Here is a 17,075-nt window from a genome sequence, read left to right on the forward strand (position 1 = left end):
CGGTTTTAGCTTTCTGATGGTTCAATAAGATTACTGTTATCGATAAGACTTTGGGGCAGATCTTTTTTATTTTTAATTCCTAATGATTTCAGTTTTTGAGTTTGAATCACCAGGTTGTCATTTCCGGTGTGAAGCTGTTTGTAAGCATCATTATAAACATTTTTCGCCTGATCCAGATTTCGGCCTACTTTTTCCAGATTTTCTACAAAGCCTACGAATTTGTCATAAAGTCTGGCTCCCCGGTCAGCAATTTCAATGGAGTTTCTGTTCTGATATTCACGTTTCCAAAGATCGGCAATCAGCTTAAGGGAAGTAATCAGGTTACTTGGATTCAGCAGCAGAATTCTTCTTTCGTAAGCATAGTTCCAAAGATTTTGGTCTGCCTGCATCGCTGCAATATAAGCCGGTTCACTTGGAATGAACATCATCACGAAATCAAGAGATTTTCCATAGTCATCATATGCTTTTTGACTAAGCTGATTAATATGATTCTTAATAGAGCCAAGGTGTTGGCTCAGTTTTATAGCGTAAACATCTGCATCGGTTTCATCTACCAATTCTGTGAAAGCTGTCAGAGACACTTTGGAATCAATGATGACATTTCTTTCGTCGGGATATTTTACAACAGCATCAGGACGCATTTTCTTCCCGGAGAATTCTGAAAACAGGGCTTTGTTGTCTTCATCACGTAATTCATGCTCCAGGAAATATTCTCTTCCTTTTACCAGTCCTGATTTTTCAAGAATGCTTTCCAGAATCATCTCGCCCCAATTCCCCTGAGTTTTACTTTCTCCTTTTAGTGCGCGGGTCAGTTTTTTGGCGTCCTCAGAAATCTGCTGATTCAGTTCTGCCAGTTCTTTCACTTTTTCAGCAAGGGAGAAACGCTCTTTGTTTTCCTTTTCATAGGCTTCGTTGACTTTGTTTTTTAAATCAGCGATTTTCTCCTGAAAAGGCTCAAGGATATTTTTTAAGTTATTTTGATTTAAAGCCGTAAACTTTTCTGTTTTTTCTTCTAAAATTTTATTGGCAAGGTTTTCAAATTGCAGCTTAGAATCTTCCTGAATTTTGACAATTTCCTCTTTCTGGGTATTAAGTGACTGTTGAAGACCTTCATTTTTGGCAGAAAGTTCAGAGTTTTTAGCAAAAAGAGTCTGTTTTTCGAGAATATGGGTTTCTATCTGAGAAGTCTGTCTTTGATTGGTTTGTTTTAACTCCTGAAATTGGATGCTTAAAGAAGCATATTCGGCGGAGATTTTAGAAAATTCATTTTTCAGATCATCCAGAAGATCCTGCTGCAGCATATTGGCTTCTTTCTCTTTACTGATGATTTGATTAAGCTCCTGAATTTTCAGGTTGGAATTTTCAAGATCAGACTGCGTTTTAATAGATAACGTATTCAACAAGTCATAAGAACTTCTTGAAACCATTGATGATTTCAAGGCAAAATATAATATAACCGCACCCAGAACGCCACCGGCAATCAACCCAATAATTAAATATATCATCTCCATCTTCCAAAATTATGAAAAAAGGCTGGAAGCTGTATGGGCAATACCGGTTGTTTGTTCTACTATTTTAAAAGATTGACGAAATGTTTGAGACTATTTACCAGAGCTCCTGCACTTCTCTCTTCCAGCCTCCAGCTTCCTTTCTTAAGTTAGAATACCTATATTTATGGGAAATTTCCGAGATTTATGAATATTTTGTTGGTAGAAGATGATCAGAGAATCAGTAATTTCCTGATAAAAGGCCTTTCTGAGGCTGGTTATAATACGACTCTTGCCGATTCCGGGGAAAAGGCTCGTGAGCTTCTTCATACCTATGATTTTGATATTATTTTAATGGATATTATGCTTCCCGGACTGGACGGAATGCAGCTTACCCAGATTATCAGATTTAAAGGAAACTATACTCCGATTTTGGTTTTAAGTGCCTTGAACAGTCCGGATGATAAGATCAAAATGCTGGATATGGGCGCTGATGATTATTTATCAAAACCTTTCCATTTTGAAGAACTGATTTCAAGGATTAAAGCCTTAACCAGAAGAAATAAACTGAGCTATCAAAAAGAAGATCAATTGTTATCATGCGGTAATATCACCATTGATACCGATCTTCATAAAGTAACGCAGAACGGTAAAGAAATAGAGTTTTCTCCAACTGAATATAAACTTTTTACTTTCCTGATGGAGAATAAAAATAAGGTGCTGAGCAGAACCCAGATTCTGCATAAGGTTTGGGGAATTGATTTTGATAATACAACGAATGTAGTAGATGTTTATATTTCCTATGTCCGTAATAAAATTGATGAAACGGAACAGAAAATTATTCATACGGTAAAAGGAACCGGATATTTGATCAAAGACTGAATATGACCCTCAGAAATAGATTTACACTTATTTCAAGCCTTTCATTCGGCATTGTTTCTATCATCACATCTGCGGTGATATTTTTTGCCTATTATGACAGTACCAAGATTTTTTATTTTGAAAAGCTAAGAAATACGGCCCTGATCTCTGCTATTTATTATCTCGAAAAAGATGAGCTTCCGAAAGACCGTCATGCCCAGATTAAAAAAGAATACAATCACCTGATTCAGAATAACAGGGTGGCGGTCTATAATCAGAATAATGAAGTCACTTTTGGCCATAATCTTAATGATAAGAATATAAAATTATCCCATTTGCAGTCAGTCAGGACTAATAAAGGAATTCAGTTTATGTCTGATAACCAGTTCTACTACGGGATTTTTTATCCGGACAACCAAGGTGATTTTGTGGTTTTTGTAAAATCCTCCAACGATTCTTTCCAATCGCAGATCCTGAGACTGGCTATTATTATGCTTTCGGTATTGGTCATTGGTCTGCTTGCGATTTATTTCCTGAGCAGATATCTTTCCAAGGTAGTTTACAAACCTATTTCCAATGTGGTAGAACGTATCAATAAAGTGGAATATGATAATATTTCTACCGCAATTATTACTTCTGCTAATACCAATGATGAGATTGAAGATCTCATTAAATCTTATAATAAACTGCTGGGCAGGATTTCTGAAAACGTGCTTTTACAGCAGAACTTTATCAATTATGTTTCTCATGAATTTAAAACGCCCTTAGCGGCGATTTCCGGAAACCTGGAAGTCTTTGCACAAAAAGACCGAACGCCGGAAGAGTATAAAGCGGTGGCTAAAGAGTCATTGGAAAATGTATATGAGATTGAAAATATTCTCAACAATCTTTTGCTGATGTCCGGAATGACAAAACTGGAGTCTTCTCATAAGCTGATGAGAGTGGATGAACTGATCTGGAAGATTTATGAAAAATTAGAACCTAAAGCAAAAGAAAATAAGTCATCCATTAAAATACAGCTTCAGGTAACAAAACCAGCTCTGCTGGAATTCCCCGGCAACGAAACATTGCTGTATCTGGCAATATATAATATTGTAGAAAATGCTATCAAATATTCCTATGATAAGCCTATAGTGATCACATTATCAGAAAAGAACAGCCAGCTGTATATTGAGGTCAGAGATGAAGGAAGAGGGATTCCGGCTGATGACCTTGTAAAAATATCCGAAACTTTTTACAGAGGAAAAAATGTTGATACTGTGAAAGGAAGTGGAATTGGCTTATCACTTTCAAAAAGTATTTTTGATCATCATCATATTGTCATGAAAATTGATTCTACGGTCAATGTGGGAACCCATGTTCTTCTGGAATTTCCTGCCCATTCCTGATTTTTTCTCTCGCAGATTTCCCAGATCTCGCAAATTGGTGATTTTAGATTCATTTTAAATCTTAAAAAATCTGTGTCATCCGTGAAATCTGTGAGAGAAAAAATATTCAATAGGAGCGGGTTTTAACCCGCTTGCAAAATACATTTAACATCCTATGGCTTCAGCCAAAACATAATGTGATCATCATCATATTGTCATGAAAATTGATTCTACGGTCAATGTGGGAACCAACGTTCTTCTGGAATTTCCTGCCCATTCATAATTGTGTTATTTGTGAAAAGATTTGTGTTTTTAGTGTTTTTAAAAAAGTTCTAATCAAACTCTAATGTTGGACTAACCGAATTTTAATTTTCTTTACAATTCCCTCTAATATTAGACAAGTAGCTTTGTGGTCATAAATAAGAGACCCTTGAAGAAGCTATTTTTTACACTATTTTATATTCATTGTTTCAGTTTCTTTTCAGCGCAGATTTCAGACACTATGAAAATCAGCAGAAAGGAAGCTGAAACTATTTTTCTGGCTAAAAACCTTGACCTTATTGCACAGAAGCTTGAAATTTCACAAGCAGAGGCAAGAGCTGTCCAGGCTAAATACTGGCCTAATCCCACATTGAGTATCAGTGAGGTAAACCTATGGAGAACCTATGACATCGAAGAGCAGCCTGCGCTTATCGGAAACTGGGGAAAGAATACTCAGATTTCTGCCGAAATAGAACAGGTAATTCAGACTGCAGGTAAAAGAAGAAAAAATATTGAGCTTCAGAAAATAGAAGTGGAAGGAGAGAAGTATGAACTGCAGGAAGTTTTACGTGAACTTAAGAAGACGCTTAGAAATACCATTACTGAAATTCTGTACAATCAGGAACAGCAGAAAATCTATCAGGGACAGATCGCTTCCATTGAGAAATTAACAAAATCCTACAACAATCAATTAAACCTTGGGAATATCAGTAAAGCTGAATATGTCCGCTTAAAAGCACAGGAAATCGAATTTAAAAAGAAACTGGTTTCATTGAAGCAGGAAATTGAAGATCAGCAGGTAGAACTGAAAGCGTTATTAATGCTGCCTTCCCAAACTTATCTGGTGATTTCAGATTCGTTTGTTATGCCCGAAAAACAACTTTCAGAACTGGAAGTGACTCAATGGATGGAAAAGGCAAAAGAAAACCGTCCCGATATCATGATCGCGAAAAATAAAGAGAAATACGCTGCCAAAAATCTGGAAATTCAGAATGCTATGAAGACTCCTGATGTTACTCTTTCTATAGGATATGACCGGGGAGGAAATATTATGAAAGATTTTATAGGATTAGGTGTTTCTGTGGACCTACCCATTTTCGACCGTAACAAAGGAAATATTCAGGAAGCTAAACTTGAGATTGAGAAAAGCCAACTGGAGACCCGGAAAAATATGTTGAAATCAGAGAATGAAATTGTCTCTGTCTTCAGAAATTATATCAGAACACAACAGGTTTCCGAAGAGATTGATGACCATTACGAATCTACGCTGGACGGCTTGTTGGTAAGCCACGAGAAAAATTTCAGACTAAGAAATATCAGCATGCTTGAGTATATGGATTTTCTGGATACCTACATCGGAAATAAAATGATCATCCTGGATACTAAAAAAGAACTTAATCAATACTACGAAAACCTGCAGTATGTTGTAGGACAAGATTTATAAGCTATGAACAAAAATATTACCAAATACAGTGCTGCGGCTTACCTGTCTGCCCTCATTATTTTTACAGGCTGTGCCGGAAAAGTAGAAAATAAAGAAACAGAAAAAACGTATTGCATCAGCAAAGAACTTAAAAAAGAGATTAAACTGGCCAAAGCAGAAATGCTTCCCATAGAAGAAAGTATTACGCTTACCGGAGAAGTGGAAAGTAATTCGGATAAGACGGTTCCTTTTGTAAGCCTTGTGGATGGGGTAGTGATAGATACCTATTTTTCTCTTGGTGATTATGTAAAAAAAGGACAAACACTGGCGAGTGTAAAAAGTACAGCTGTCAATGAAATGCAGGATGATACGCAGACCTTGCAGGCTCAGCTGGCTGTTGCGAAAAGAAAACTGTCCTCTGTAGAAGCGATGTATAAGGATGATATTGCCTCTCAGAAAGATTTGCAGGAAGCACGTTCCGAAGTTGCGATATTACAGTCCAATATTTCCAAGACACAGAAAAATATGCAGCTGTATTCTGCAGGAGGAAGCACGATTCAGATAAAAGCACCCGCAGACGGATATGTTATTTCAAAGAATATTTCAAAAGGAATGCCTGTTACTGCCGGCGGTGATCAGCTGTTTACTATTTCCAATCTGGATAAAGTATGGGTAATGGCCAATGTATATGCCACCAATATGAGGCATGTTTATGTAGATCAGCCTGTAGTGGTAAAGACTCTTGCGTATCCTGATGACAGTTTTTCAGGAAAGATCAATACTATTTCCCAGGTTTTTAATGAAAATGAAAGGGTCCTCAAAGCCAAAATCATTATGGATAATAATGGAATGAAGCTGAGACCGGGAATGTCCGCAGATGTTGTATTACCCATTAATTCACAAAACAAAAGTGCATTGGCAATTCCTGCAAAGGCTTTAATCTTTGATAACAACCAAAGCTATGTAGTGGTTTATAAAAAAGACTGTGAACTTGAGATCAGACCGGTGACGGAAATCGCTTCCAACAGTCAATATATCTATGTAGAAGGTAATTTAAAACCAGGTGAAAATATCATTGCTTCCAACGGGCTGCTGATCTATGAAAACCTGAAAAACCAATTAAATAATTCCACGAAGTAATGCGAAAGTTTGTACAGAATATAGTTTCCTTCTCGTTAAAAAACTCTTTGATTGTTCTTTTGGGAACCTTCCTTTTGCTGGCCGGAGGAATCTATTCCTATCTGCATACACCCATTGAAGCATTTCCGGATGTTACCAATACAAGGGTAAGGGTTATTACCCAATGGCCGGGAAGAAGTGCTGAAGAGATTGAAAAATTTGTCACATTACCCATTTCCAAAGAAATGAATGCGATCCCGAACAAAACTTCGGTGCGTTCCATTTCCTTATTCGGATTGTCTGTGGTGACAGTTATTTTTGATGATCATGTCAATGATTTTTATGCCCAGCAATATGCTTCCAATAAACTCGGAAATGTAGAGCTCCCCGCCGGAGCAGAATACAGTATTGAGCCTCCTTCCGGTGCTACAGGTGAAATTTATCGGTATATTATAAAAAGTAAACTTCCCATCAAAGAAGTAACTGCTATTGAGGATTGGGTGGTGGAAAGAGAATTGCTTGCCGTTCCCGGTGTGGCTGATGTGGTAAGCTTTGGTGGAGAAGAAAAAACATATGAAATAAAAATTAATCCTACGGAATTACACAATTACGACCTTTCCCCCCTGGATGTTTATGAAGCGGTTTCGAAGAGTAATATCAATGTAGGAGGAGATGTAGTAGCAAAAGGTGATCAGGCTTATGTAGTGAGGGGGATTGGTCTTTTGGAGAAAAAAGAAGATATTGAAAATATTCAGATCGAAGTAAAAGGTTCTACACCTATTCTGGTGAAACACGTAGCGGAAGTAAAAGTTTCTGCAAAACCGAGATTAGGACAGGTAGGATATAATAAAGAAAATGATGTTGTAGAAGGAATTGTGATCATGCTTCGTGGGGAAAATCCAAGTGAAGTTATTGCAAGACTGAAAGACAGAATAGAAGAACTGAACGGGGGAGAACTGCCGGGAGATGTTCAGATTGTTCCGATCATCGACCGTACGGAGCTTGTAAATACTACAGTGCATACGGTTTCTAAAAACCTGATCGAAGGAGTTATTCTGGTTTCCATTATTGTGTTTATTTTCCTTTACAACTGGAGAACAACTTTCATTGTAGCGTCAGTAATTCCTTTGGCTTTCCTGTTTGCTATTATTATGCTTAAAATTCAGGGATTGCCTGCCAACCTGATTTCTATGGGAGCGCTGGATTTTGGATTGCTTCTGGAAGGAACGCTGGTTATTGTGGAACACGTCTTTGTTGCCCTCGAGCTTAAAGCAAAAAAGATTGGATTGCGGCGATTCAATAAAATTTCAAAACTGGGAATCATCAAAAAAAGCGCAGGAAGTGTAGCGGGTTATATTTTCTTTGCCCTGTTGATTCTTATCGTTGCCCTGATGCCGATTTTCTCTTTCCAGAAAGTAGAAGGGAAAATGTTCTCTCCACTAGCATTTACGCTGGGATATGCATTGTTAGGATCATTGATCTTAAGTTTGACCTACGTTCCGGCAATGTGTAAACTTTTACTGACGAAAAATATTGAAGAGAAAGAAAACTTTATTTCGAGATTCTTCAGAGTCAATATCTATAGAATCTACGAATTCAGTGACCGTTATAAAAAAGGATTTATCATTGGTTTTGTTGCCTTGCTTGCTGTTTGTGGCTGGAGATTCTCCAATTACGGATCCGAATTCTTACCGAAACTGAACGAAGGTGCGATCTATGTAAGAGCAACCCTTCCCAACAGTGTCAATCTGGATGAATCTGTTAGGTTAACCAAAGAGATGAAGGAAATTCTCATGAAATATGATGAAGTAAAATTTGTTATGACCCAGACAGGTCGTCCCAACGATGGAACCGATCCCACCGGATTTTTTAATATCGAATTTAATATTCAGCTGAAACCGGAAAATGATTGGAAGAAAAAAATATCCAAAGAGGAACTTCTTGAAGAAATGAGAGTCTCCCTTGAGAGATTTCCGGGAATCAATTTTGGATTCAGTCAGCCGATACAGGATAACGTGGAAGAATATGTAGCAGGAGTAAAAGCTCCGCTGGTCATTAAAATTTTTGGAAATGATTTATTTGAGCTTGAAAATTATGCCAATAAAGTAGCCAATTCCATCAGAACAGTTCCGGGAATATCAGACGTCAATGTATTCAAGAATATCGGGCTTCCGGAATTGAGAATACAGCTTCATGATTCCAAAATGGCAAAGTATGGAGTGTCCATGGCAGATGCACAGGCTGTGATTGAAATGACAATCGGAGGGCAGGCTGCCACCAAGTTTTATGAAGAAGAAAGAATGTTTGACGTAATGCTCAGGTTTGAAAAAGAATACAGAGATACGCCTGAAAAGATGGGGAATATTCTGATCCCGACTCAGGACAATAAAAAGGTTCCGCTGAAAGAAATTGCAACCATTGATTATCATACCGGACCGTCATTTATTTACCGTGAAGGAAACAGCAGATACATCGGAGTTGGGTTCAATATTGAAGGGCGTGATCTCGGAAGTACCATCAGAGAGGCCAAAGCGAAAGTAGATCAGGAAGTAAAGCTTCCGAAAAAACATAAAATGACCTGGGCCGGAGAATTTGAAAGTAAAGAAAGAGCCGCAAAGCAGCTGGCTATGGTAGTACCGATTTCTTTAGTTCTTATTCTGATGCTGCTGTATTTCAACTTCGGAAACATAAAAGATACGCTGATTTCATCCATTACACTGGCATTTGCGTTTATCGGAGGGTTTTTATCCCTTTGGTTTACAGGAACCATCTTCGGGATCTCAGCAGGAATCGGATTTATCATTCTTTTCGGAGTGGCCACTATAGACGGTATCGTTCTGATCGGGGTGATGAAAGAGAATCTGCAAAACAGAATGTCACTCAAAGAATCCATTGCGCAGGGAGTGAAGAGCCGAATCCGTCCGGTGGTGATGATTGCCCTGATGGGATCTATGGGACTTCTCCCTGCAGCAATGTCAAACGGAATGGGCTCTGAAATTCAGAAACCGTTAGCTATTATGATTGTTGGAGGACTGATCATCTGTATGTTGCTGTCATTTACAGTACTGCCCATAATTTTCCATTATGCTTACCGTAAAAAGCATAAGGAAGCAATATAGTTTCTTTTATTTTGTTCATTATGAGGTCGGGATCCGTGAGGAAGGTCCCGACCTTTTTTATGCGTTTTTTGTAGCTTCTAAAACCTCAATATTCCTTGCTACATCACTGCTTTCACATTTTTTAAGTTCCTTTAAAAGAGCAGGAGTAAGGATCTTAGGATTCAGAATTTGAGTGGCCACTTTAGCGGCTGCGTAATCTATAATACCGATCACAGATTCTCTTAAGAAATTGGGAGTGTTGGATGCAATGACTGCCGTTGCCCATGAAGTATCTCTCGCTTTGGAAATAGCAAAATCCAATACAGCATTATCTTTTCCGTTGGAGAGTTTGTCAACAAGATCTACAGGATAACAAATTTTGTTTAAAGAATCCTGTACGTTCTGATTAATGGAGGCGATAACGTTATTAATATTTTCAAAATCTTTTTTCAAGGAATTGATCTTCCGGTAAGGCATGATTGAAGCTGCAGAAACACCAAGGTCAAGATTGATGTGGGCATTCATCCCAAGGAATATATGCTGCAGTATCAGTAAGTTTTTATTTTTAGTGGCTTCAAAGGCTATAAACCACGAGTTGGTACATTTCTCTCCTTTGCTGTAGCTTTCCCATGCCTGAAGATATCTTTGTGCAAAAGCGAGATCAAGCGAAGTCATTCTTGAATTATCTTCAAATTTTTTCTGTTGAATACCTTTCAGAACCTGTGCCGTCATAATTCTGTAGGTACATGCAAAATATCCTGCCGGACTTTGATTTTCTTTACACCAGATAATGATTTCATCCAGTTTTTTCAGAACTTCTTCAATGGTTTTCATGATGGTTTTTTGTTGATTTAAAGATACTAAAAAAGTGAGCCGGAAAGCTCACTTGATATATTGTTCATTCAGATTATGGGGTGATAATCATCGGATCGGTGATGATAATTGGATCAGGAAAAGGTTCCAGAATCAGGGGTTTGCACATTGCTGCCGATTGGCAGGTTCCTCCCATGCATATAAAGTTGGTCATTGTGGTGGTGCCATCAGGACATCTGATCATGCCTTCACCGTAACATCCTCCGGGGCATTCTGCCGGATAAAGAGTTCCCCCGAATACATCTTTCAACTCAGTTCTCGTAAGTTTTGTAAAATTCATTTTTTTCATGAGATTCATTTTAATTAGTTTGGTTGTATTTAACTTGCTTACAATGAGTAATATAAGTCAAGCAGTTTAATTGCTAAAATAATTAAATTAATTCATCGAAACAAGATGTATTGATTGAAATTTTTATATTATTTATTGATAATAGTTTGAAATGTAATGAATTAAAAAATAAATTGTATATTTATTTCCAGGTAAAGAGAAATAATAAAAGAGGAATCCGAAAATCTTAAAGAGTAGGAAATCAAATTAAACTAAATTAATCATGAAAAATTTAAAAAGCTTAAACAGAAAAGAATTAAAGACTGTTTTAGGTGGCGCGGCGTTAGCTTGTGAGGCACCTGTTGATGGAGGTTGTCCGGCAGGATACATATTCTGCAGCAATCCTTATTGCTGTTATCCCCCAAGAAAACCGTATATCTGTTTTGATTAATAAAAAATCCCTCAATTGAGGGATTTCTTGTGTATTAAGGATTTTCTTTTGAGATCTCATCATGATGCTTTAGATACAAAGGCAGCGCTGCAGAACCATACCATGGGAAAATTTCATAACTGAAAACGCCAGCCTGAACGGCAGGATCAGTTTTTACCCATTGTTCTGCTTCTTCTTTAGACTTGGTGTTGAAAATAAACATGCCACGGTAGTTTTCCTTATTCTTTTCAAGGAAAGGTCCGGCAACAACAATTTTGCCCTCGTCTGCCAGTTTACCGATATTAGCCATATGGCCTTTCATAAGCTCACTCATTTTAGCTTTATCATCAATCTTAGCTGAACCTGATGTCAACATAACAATCGTATAAGCTTTCATTCCATATTTGTCAGCTCCTAAAGAAGTGGCCAGTTCCTGATTGTATTTAGGTTTTTCTGCTTTCTTTTCCTGAGCAAAGGAAAATGCTGAGAGAAGAAGGCATGCAACGAGTAATGTTCCTGATTTCATCTTGTTTTATTTTGATAAATATAATAAAACCTTACAGATATTTGAAAACCGGATTTCAAATGATGAGCTGGAATAAAAAAACCTCGATGATTTCGAGGTTTATATATAATTGTTCTGATGAGGTTACTAATCTTTAATTCTTAAAAATTCTTTCGCCAGTTCGATCATCTTTGGATCTCCGGTATATTTACCATGCTCATCGGAAAGTTTTACCGTAGGAATCCACTCTTTGTTGGGAGCCTGTACGCCGATGAGTTTCATCACGATATTCATTGGTTTCAAGCCTACATCATTCGTAAGATTCGTTCCGATTCCGAATGATATCCCAATTTTCCCTCTGCAGTAATTGGTGATTTCCTCTACTTTTTCAAGATTTAAAGCATCGGAAAAAATAATATACTTAAACATTGGGTTAATCCCGTTTCTTTGATAGTGGGCAATAGTTTTATCTGCAAATTCCAAAGCATCTCCACTGTCATGACGAACCCCATCGAAAAGCTTTGCAAATTTTTTGTCAAACTGCTGGAAGAAAACATCTGTGGTATAAGTATCGGACAAAGCCACTCCAAGATCACCTCTGTAGACGTCTACCCAGTGTTCCAGTGCCATTTCATTGGCCATTTTGAAACCGTATTCGGCGGCGTGGAACATAAACCATTCATGAGCATGCGTTCCGATTGGTTTTACACCGTACTTCATTGCAAAATGAACATTTGAACTTCCGATAAAAGTAGAGTCTTTTTTCTGAGTTAAAGCTTCCATTACCAGATTCTGTACCTTATAAGAATGTCTTCTTCTGGTCCCGAATTCTGCAAACGTTACTCCAAGTCTACCTAGTGAATCTGCCTTTTCTATTGTTTTGCTCATCACCACTTCGTTGGAATCTCTTTCCATGTGGTTCATTTCATAATGCAGTTCGCTGATTAATGCAAGCAGCGGGACCTCCCAAAGAATCGTTCTGTACCAAAGTCCTTCCACAGTTACGGAAAGGTCACCTCCTTCCTGATGGATTTTTACTTCAGACGGATCGTAATGATATCCCTCTAAGAAATCAAGATAGGGCAGATCTATATAAGGACATGTTCTTGCCATGAACTTTTTTTCATCTTTCGTAAGTTTAAGTTCGGCCATTTTATTTACGGCTTCCCTTAAAGCAGCGTCAAACCCTTCCGGAAAGTGGTGTTTTCCCCTGTTGATAAATTCATATTTTACAATAGAACTAGGGAAAAGTTTTACCACAGCATTCTGCATGGTTATTTTATAGAAATCATTATCGAGGATAGAGTTTAATCTTACGTCGTTCATAATATGTGTAATTTTAACGCAAATATAAAAATAAAAAATAAAATCGCCTAAATGTAAGGCGATTTTTTTGAAATATTTCCATGCTTTTGATGGAGTTATTTTCCAAGATACGAATTGTACATCCAAACTTCTTTCTCCTGCTCGGTAATATAGTCGCTCATTTGCGAATTGGTACCTTCATCTCCTGCTTCATCTGTAATATCCAAAAGTTCTCTCTGCAGATCAATTACTACCTTGAATGAACTTAGAATCTGTTCAACACTTTTAGTACCGTCAGTTACTTCTTTGCTTTCTTTAATGGTGGCTACCTTTAAGTAATCTGAATAATTATGTGCAGGCGTAGCTCCTAATGTAAGGATTCTTTCTGCAATTTCATCAATCTTTAATACGAGGCTGTTGTATAATTCCTCAAACTTTGGATGAAGCGTAAAGAACTGATCACCTTTAATATTCCAGTGAGAACCTCTTGTGTTCTGATAGAATACAGAATAGTTAGCTAACAGTACATTTAATTTTTCTGAAATGTTTTTACAGTCGGCTTCTTTAAGGCCAATAATACTAGCGTTTTTCATATGTATATATTTATTTTTAAAATGAGATGCAATCACCGCTTCAGTTCAGCAGAGTATGAAACTTTTTTACGATGACTGATGTGTTTATCATTTGTATATCCCAAATTTACGAAATATCGTGCCGAACTCTAAGGATTATTAATAGATGATAACTATACGAAAGTTTTTTAAAATAGTTTGGATATATCGGATAAGAGACCGTCGATTTTTAATAAAAAGAAATTTTTACAGTTTGTGTTAAATTTCATAAATATTTAATCTTCAATTTTTAAGCAGCAGAATCTATTTCTATTTGTCACTTTTCCGCATGTATATTATGGTTAGGTTATGATACTTAGGAAAAGCGTTTGATTTCAGATGTAAGTATTTGATTTTAATTTTTATATAAGTGTTTGCAGATTAAAAAAATATTACTATTTTTGCACCCTAAAATAAAAAGCAATTAAATGCCTACTATTCAACAATTAGTAAGAAAAGGAAGAGCCACGCTTGCCAAGAAGAGCAAATCGGCTGCCCTTGATTCTTGTCCACAAAGACGTGGTGTATGTACGAGAGTATATACAACTACACCTAAGAAACCTAACTCTGCACTTAGAAAAGTAGCAAGGGTAAGACTTTCTAACGGTAAAGAAGTTAATGCCTATATCCCGGGCGAAGGACATAATCTTCAAGAGCACTCGATAGTATTGGTTAGAGGCGGAAGGGTGAAAGACCTACCGGGAGTACGTTACCACATCGTAAGAGGTGCATTAGACACAGCTGGTGTAAATGGAAGAACTCAGAGAAGATCTAAGTACGGAGCTAAGAGACCTAAACCAGGACAAGCAGCTGCTGCTCCTGCAAAAGGAAAGAAAAAATAATCATTAAATAAGGTACAAAAGCAATGAGAAAGACAAAAGCGAAAAAAAGACCGTTGTTACCAGATCCGAAATTTAATGATCAATTGGTAACGAGATTCGTAAACAACTTAATGCTTGACGGTAAGAAGTCAATCGCATTCAAAATTTTCTATGATGCATTAGAGATCGTAGAAACTAAAAAAGGAGATAACGAAAAAACTGCACTTGAAATCTGGAAAGATGCACTTACAAATGTAATGCCTCACGTAGAAGTACGTTCTAGAAGAGTAGGTGGAGCTAACTTCCAAATCCCTATGCCAATCAGAGCTGACAGAAAAATTTCTATGGCAATGAAATGGTTAATCAAATATTCTAAAGCTAGAAATGATAAGTCTATGGCTTTGAAATTAGCTAACGAAGTTGTAGCTGCTTCAAGAGAAGAAGGTGCAGCTTTCAAAAAGAAATCTGATACTCACAAAATGGCGGAAGCTAACAAGGCTTTCTCACACTTCAAATTCTAATCTGAAATGGGAAGAGATCTTAAATTTACAAGAAATATTGGTATCGCTGCTCACATTGATGCAGGTAAAACTACCACTACAGAAAGGATTTTATTCTATACAGGGGTAAACCACAAAATTGGAGAAGTTCACGATGGTGCTTCTACAATGGACTGGATGGAGCAGGAAGCAGAAAGAGGTATTACTATTACTTCTGCTGCAACTACTTGTTCTTGGAACTTTCCAACAGATCAAGGAAAACCTGTTGCTGATACTAAGCCTTACCACTTCAACATTATCGATACACCGGGACACGTTGACTTCACTGTAGAAGTAAACAGATCTTTAAGAGTATTAGATGGATTGGTATTCTTATTCTCTGCAGTAGATGGAGTAGAGCCTCAGTCTGAAACAAACTGGAGACTTGCTGACAACTACAAAGTTGCGAGAATGGGATTCGTAAACAAAATGGACAGACAAGGTGCTGACTTCCTTAACGTGGTAAACCAGGTTAAAGAAATGTTAGGATCTAACGCAGTTCCAATCGTTTTACCAATCGGTGCTGAAGAAGATTTCAAAGGTGTTGTTGACTTAATTAAAAACAGAGCGATCATCTGGGATGAAGCAGGACAAGGAGCTACTTTCGAAGTAGTGCCAATTCCTGAAGATATGAAAGATGAAGTTCTTGAATATAGAGAGAAACTAGTAGAAGCTGTTTCTGAATATGACGAAACTTTGATGGAGAAATTCTTCGAAGATCCGGATTCAATTACAGAAGAAGAAATCAATGCTGCATTGAGAGCTGCTACTATCGATTTATCTATTATCCCAATGACTTGTGGTTCTTCATTCAAGAATAAAGGAGTACAGTTTATGTTGGATGCAGTATGTAAATACCTTCCTTCTCCATTGGATAAAGATGATATCAAAGGTACTGATCCAAGAACAGACGCTGAAATCACAAGAAAACCATCTGTAGACGAGCCTTTCTCTGCATTAGCATTTAAGATTGCTACTGACCCGTTCGTGGGAAGACTAGCATTCTTCAGAGCTTACTCTGGAAGACTGGATGCAGGTTCTTATATCTTGAACACTCGTTCAGGTGATAAAGAAAGAATCTCCAGAATCTATCAGATGCACGCTAATAAGCAAAATCCGGTAGAATATATTGAAGCTGGAGATATCGGTGCAGCAGTTGGATTCAAGTCTATCAAAACTGGTGATACGATGTGTGATGAGAAAAACCCGATCATTCTTGAATCTATGGTTTTCCCTGATCCGGTAATTGGTATCGCTGTTGAGCCTAAAACTAAAGCTGACCAGGATAAAATGGGTAACGCTTTAGCTAAATTGGCTGAAGAAGATCCTACGTTTACTGTTAGAACTGACGAAGCTTCTGGACAAACGATTATCTCTGGTATGGGTGAGCTTCACTTAGATATCATTGTTGACCGTATGAAGAGAGAGTTCAAAGTTGAAGTAAACCAAGGACAACCTCAGGTAGAGTACAAAGAAAACTTAACAAAAGTTGCTCAACACAGAGAAGTTTACAAAAAACAATCTGGTGGTAAAGGTAAATTTGCTGACATTGTATTTGAACTAGGACCTGCAGACGAAGGTAAAATTGGTTTAGAATTCATCAATGAGATCAAAGGTGGTAACGTTCCTAGAGAATTTGTTCCTGCAATTGAAAAAGGCTTTAAAGCTGCAATGAAGAACGGTCCTTTGGCTGGTTTCGAAGTTGAAGGTATTAAAGTTATTCTTAAAGACGGATCTTTCCACGCGGTGGATTCTGATGCTCTTTCATTTGAAATGGCTGCTAAATTAGGATTTAAAGAAGCGGGACGTGCTGCTAAGCCAGTAATCATGGAGCCTATTATGAAACTGGAAGTTGTAACTCCGGAAGAATACATGGGTAACATCATTGGTGACCTTAACAAAAGAAGAGGTACTATCAGTGGGCAGGAAGAGAAAAACGGAGCTGTTGTAATCAAAGGTTCTGTTCCACTTTCTGAAATGTTTGGATATGTAACGACTCTAAGAACACTTTCATCAGGAAGAGCTACTTCTTCTATGGAATTAGAGAAGTACCAAGCTACTCCACAAAACGTTGCTGAAGAAATCATAGCTAAAGCAAAAGGTTAAT

The 17,075-nt window shown here is 37.5% G+C and carries 15 protein-coding genes; 9 read left to right on the plus strand and 6 right to left on the minus strand.

Features of this window, described 5'->3' with window-relative positions:
* Positions 1 to 5: 5 nt before the first annotated feature.
* Positions 6 to 1,511 (minus strand): DNA recombination protein RmuC, encoded by a 1,506-nt coding sequence (gene rmuC, locus FB551_RS18045; protein WP_142018471.1) that lies wholly within the window; start codon positions 1,509 to 1,511, stop codon positions 6 to 8.
* A gap of 183 nt (positions 1,512 to 1,694) precedes the next feature.
* Here rmuC and FB551_RS18050 point away from each other — a divergent pair, with 183 nt between their 5' ends.
* The 5 genes from FB551_RS18050 (at position 1,695) to FB551_RS18070 (ending at position 9,637) form a co-directional block, all read left to right on the plus strand.
* Positions 1,695 to 2,369 carry a response regulator transcription factor gene (locus FB551_RS18050; protein ID WP_047427539.1) on the plus strand — a complete coding sequence of 225 codons (675 nt, stop codon included), beginning with the start codon at positions 1,695 to 1,697 and terminating at the stop codon, positions 2,367 to 2,369.
* 2 nt (positions 2,370 to 2,371) lie between these two features.
* Positions 2,372 to 3,736 (plus strand): HAMP domain-containing sensor histidine kinase, encoded by a 1,365-nt coding sequence (locus FB551_RS18055; RefSeq protein ID WP_142018472.1) that lies wholly within the window; start codon positions 2,372 to 2,374, stop codon positions 3,734 to 3,736.
* 481 nt (positions 3,737 to 4,217) lie between these two features.
* The gene (locus FB551_RS18060) at positions 4,218 to 5,420 is read left to right on the plus strand and encodes a TolC family protein (RefSeq protein WP_226798732.1); all 1,203 of its coding nucleotides are present in this window, start codon (positions 4,218 to 4,220) and stop codon (positions 5,418 to 5,420) included.
* 3 nt (positions 5,421 to 5,423) lie between these two features.
* Positions 5,424 to 6,539 (plus strand): efflux RND transporter periplasmic adaptor subunit, encoded by a 1,116-nt coding sequence (locus tag FB551_RS18065; protein ID WP_142018474.1) that lies wholly within the window; start codon positions 5,424 to 5,426, stop codon positions 6,537 to 6,539.
* On the plus strand, positions 6,539 to 9,637 hold the full coding sequence (locus tag FB551_RS18070) for an efflux RND transporter permease subunit (protein ID WP_142018475.1): 3,099 nt from the start codon (positions 6,539 to 6,541) through the stop codon (positions 9,635 to 9,637). Before FB551_RS18065 ends, FB551_RS18070 begins: the two co-directional genes overlap by 1 nt.
* Positions 9,638 to 9,694: 57 nt before the next feature.
* Here FB551_RS18070 and FB551_RS18075 read toward each other — a convergent pair whose 3' ends face one another.
* Positions 9,695 to 10,450 carry a DUF5995 family protein gene (locus FB551_RS18075; RefSeq protein WP_142018476.1) on the minus strand — a complete coding sequence of 252 codons (756 nt, stop codon included), beginning with the start codon at positions 10,448 to 10,450 and terminating at the stop codon, positions 9,695 to 9,697.
* A 73-nt stretch (positions 10,451 to 10,523) separates the two neighbouring features.
* Positions 10,524 to 10,778, minus strand: a complete 255-nt coding sequence (locus FB551_RS18080; RefSeq protein ID WP_142018477.1) for a hypothetical protein — start codon at positions 10,776 to 10,778, stop codon at positions 10,524 to 10,526.
* 262 nt (positions 10,779 to 11,040) lie between these two features.
* On the opposite strand from FB551_RS18080, the gene FB551_RS23360 reads away from it, so the two are divergent.
* The gene (locus FB551_RS23360) at positions 11,041 to 11,208 is read left to right on the plus strand and encodes a bacteriocin-like protein (RefSeq protein ID WP_156121331.1); all 168 of its coding nucleotides are present in this window, start codon (positions 11,041 to 11,043) and stop codon (positions 11,206 to 11,208) included.
* Positions 11,209 to 11,242: 34 nt separating this feature from the next.
* Here the strand turns inward: FB551_RS23360 and FB551_RS18085 are convergent, their stop codons facing one another.
* The 3 genes from FB551_RS18085 to FB551_RS18095 form a co-directional block, all read right to left on the minus strand.
* A complete protein-coding gene (locus FB551_RS18085) occupies positions 11,243 to 11,713 on the minus strand; it encodes a YciI family protein (RefSeq protein WP_142018478.1) in 471 nt (156 codons plus the stop codon).
* A 126-nt stretch (positions 11,714 to 11,839) separates the two neighbouring features.
* The gene (gene pncB, locus FB551_RS18090; RefSeq protein WP_047427558.1) at positions 11,840 to 13,018 is read right to left on the minus strand and encodes a nicotinate phosphoribosyltransferase; all 1,179 of its coding nucleotides are present in this window, start codon (positions 13,016 to 13,018) and stop codon (positions 11,840 to 11,842) included.
* A gap of 95 nt (positions 13,019 to 13,113) precedes the next feature.
* Entirely contained in the window at positions 13,114 to 13,590 is a 477-nt protein-coding gene (locus FB551_RS18095) for a Dps family protein (protein WP_047427561.1), read from the minus strand.
* A gap of 446 nt (positions 13,591 to 14,036) precedes the next feature.
* Here FB551_RS18095 and rpsL point away from each other — a divergent pair, with 446 nt between their 5' ends.
* From rpsL to fusA, 3 genes are read left to right on the plus strand one after another with little or no spacing between them, the layout of a single operon-like run.
* Entirely contained in the window at positions 14,037 to 14,450 is a 414-nt protein-coding gene (gene rpsL / locus FB551_RS18100) for a 30S ribosomal protein S12 (RefSeq protein WP_002983146.1), read from the plus strand.
* A 23-nt stretch (positions 14,451 to 14,473) separates the two neighbouring features.
* On the plus strand, positions 14,474 to 14,950 hold the full coding sequence (gene rpsG, locus FB551_RS18105) for a 30S ribosomal protein S7 (RefSeq protein ID WP_034694654.1): 477 nt from the start codon (positions 14,474 to 14,476) through the stop codon (positions 14,948 to 14,950).
* A 6-nt stretch (positions 14,951 to 14,956) separates the two neighbouring features.
* Entirely contained in the window at positions 14,957 to 17,074 is a 2,118-nt protein-coding gene (fusA, locus tag FB551_RS18110) for an elongation factor G (RefSeq protein ID WP_047427565.1), read from the plus strand.
* Position 17,075 lies beyond the last annotated feature (1 nt).

It is taken from the genome of Chryseobacterium aquifrigidense (assembly GCF_006716485.1).
GTDB classification, from domain to species: Bacteria; Bacteroidota; Bacteroidia; order Flavobacteriales; family Weeksellaceae; genus Chryseobacterium; species Chryseobacterium vietnamense.

Coding starts and splice junctions, on each gene's coding strand:
- FB551_RS18060 (WP_226798732.1), top strand. CDS start 4,218: ATGAAAATCAGCAGAAAGGAAGCTGAAACTATTTTTCTGGCTAAAAAC.
- rpsG (WP_034694654.1), top strand. CDS start 14,474: ATGAGAAAGACAAAAGCGAAAAAAAGACCGTTGTTACCAGATCCGAAA.
- FB551_RS18065 (WP_142018474.1), top strand. CDS start 5,424: ATGAACAAAAATATTACCAAATACAGTGCTGCGGCTTACCTGTCTGCC.
- FB551_RS18070 (WP_142018475.1), top strand. CDS start 6,539: ATGCGAAAGTTTGTACAGAATATAGTTTCCTTCTCGTTAAAAAACTCT.
- FB551_RS18095 (WP_047427561.1), bottom strand. CDS start 13,590: ATGAAAAACGCTAGTATTATTGGCCTTAAAGAAGCCGACTGTAAAAAC.
- rpsL (WP_002983146.1), top strand. CDS start 14,037: ATGCCTACTATTCAACAATTAGTAAGAAAAGGAAGAGCCACGCTTGCC.
- rmuC (WP_142018471.1), bottom strand. CDS start 1,511: ATGGAGATGATATATTTAATTATTGGGTTGATTGCCGGTGGCGTTCTG.
- FB551_RS23360 (WP_156121331.1), top strand. CDS start 11,041: ATGAAAAATTTAAAAAGCTTAAACAGAAAAGAATTAAAGACTGTTTTA.
- FB551_RS18050 (WP_047427539.1), top strand. CDS start 1,695: ATGAATATTTTGTTGGTAGAAGATGATCAGAGAATCAGTAATTTCCTG.
- FB551_RS18075 (WP_142018476.1), bottom strand. CDS start 10,450: ATGAAAACCATTGAAGAAGTTCTGAAAAAACTGGATGAAATCATTATC.
- FB551_RS18085 (WP_142018478.1), bottom strand. CDS start 11,713: ATGAAATCAGGAACATTACTCGTTGCATGCCTTCTTCTCTCAGCATTT.
- fusA (WP_047427565.1), top strand. CDS start 14,957: ATGGGAAGAGATCTTAAATTTACAAGAAATATTGGTATCGCTGCTCAC.
- FB551_RS18055 (WP_142018472.1), top strand. CDS start 2,372: ATGACCCTCAGAAATAGATTTACACTTATTTCAAGCCTTTCATTCGGC.
- FB551_RS18080 (WP_142018477.1), bottom strand. CDS start 10,778: ATGAAAAAAATGAATTTTACAAAACTTACGAGAACTGAGTTGAAAGAT.
- pncB (WP_047427558.1), bottom strand. CDS start 13,018: ATGAACGACGTAAGATTAAACTCTATCCTCGATAATGATTTCTATAAA.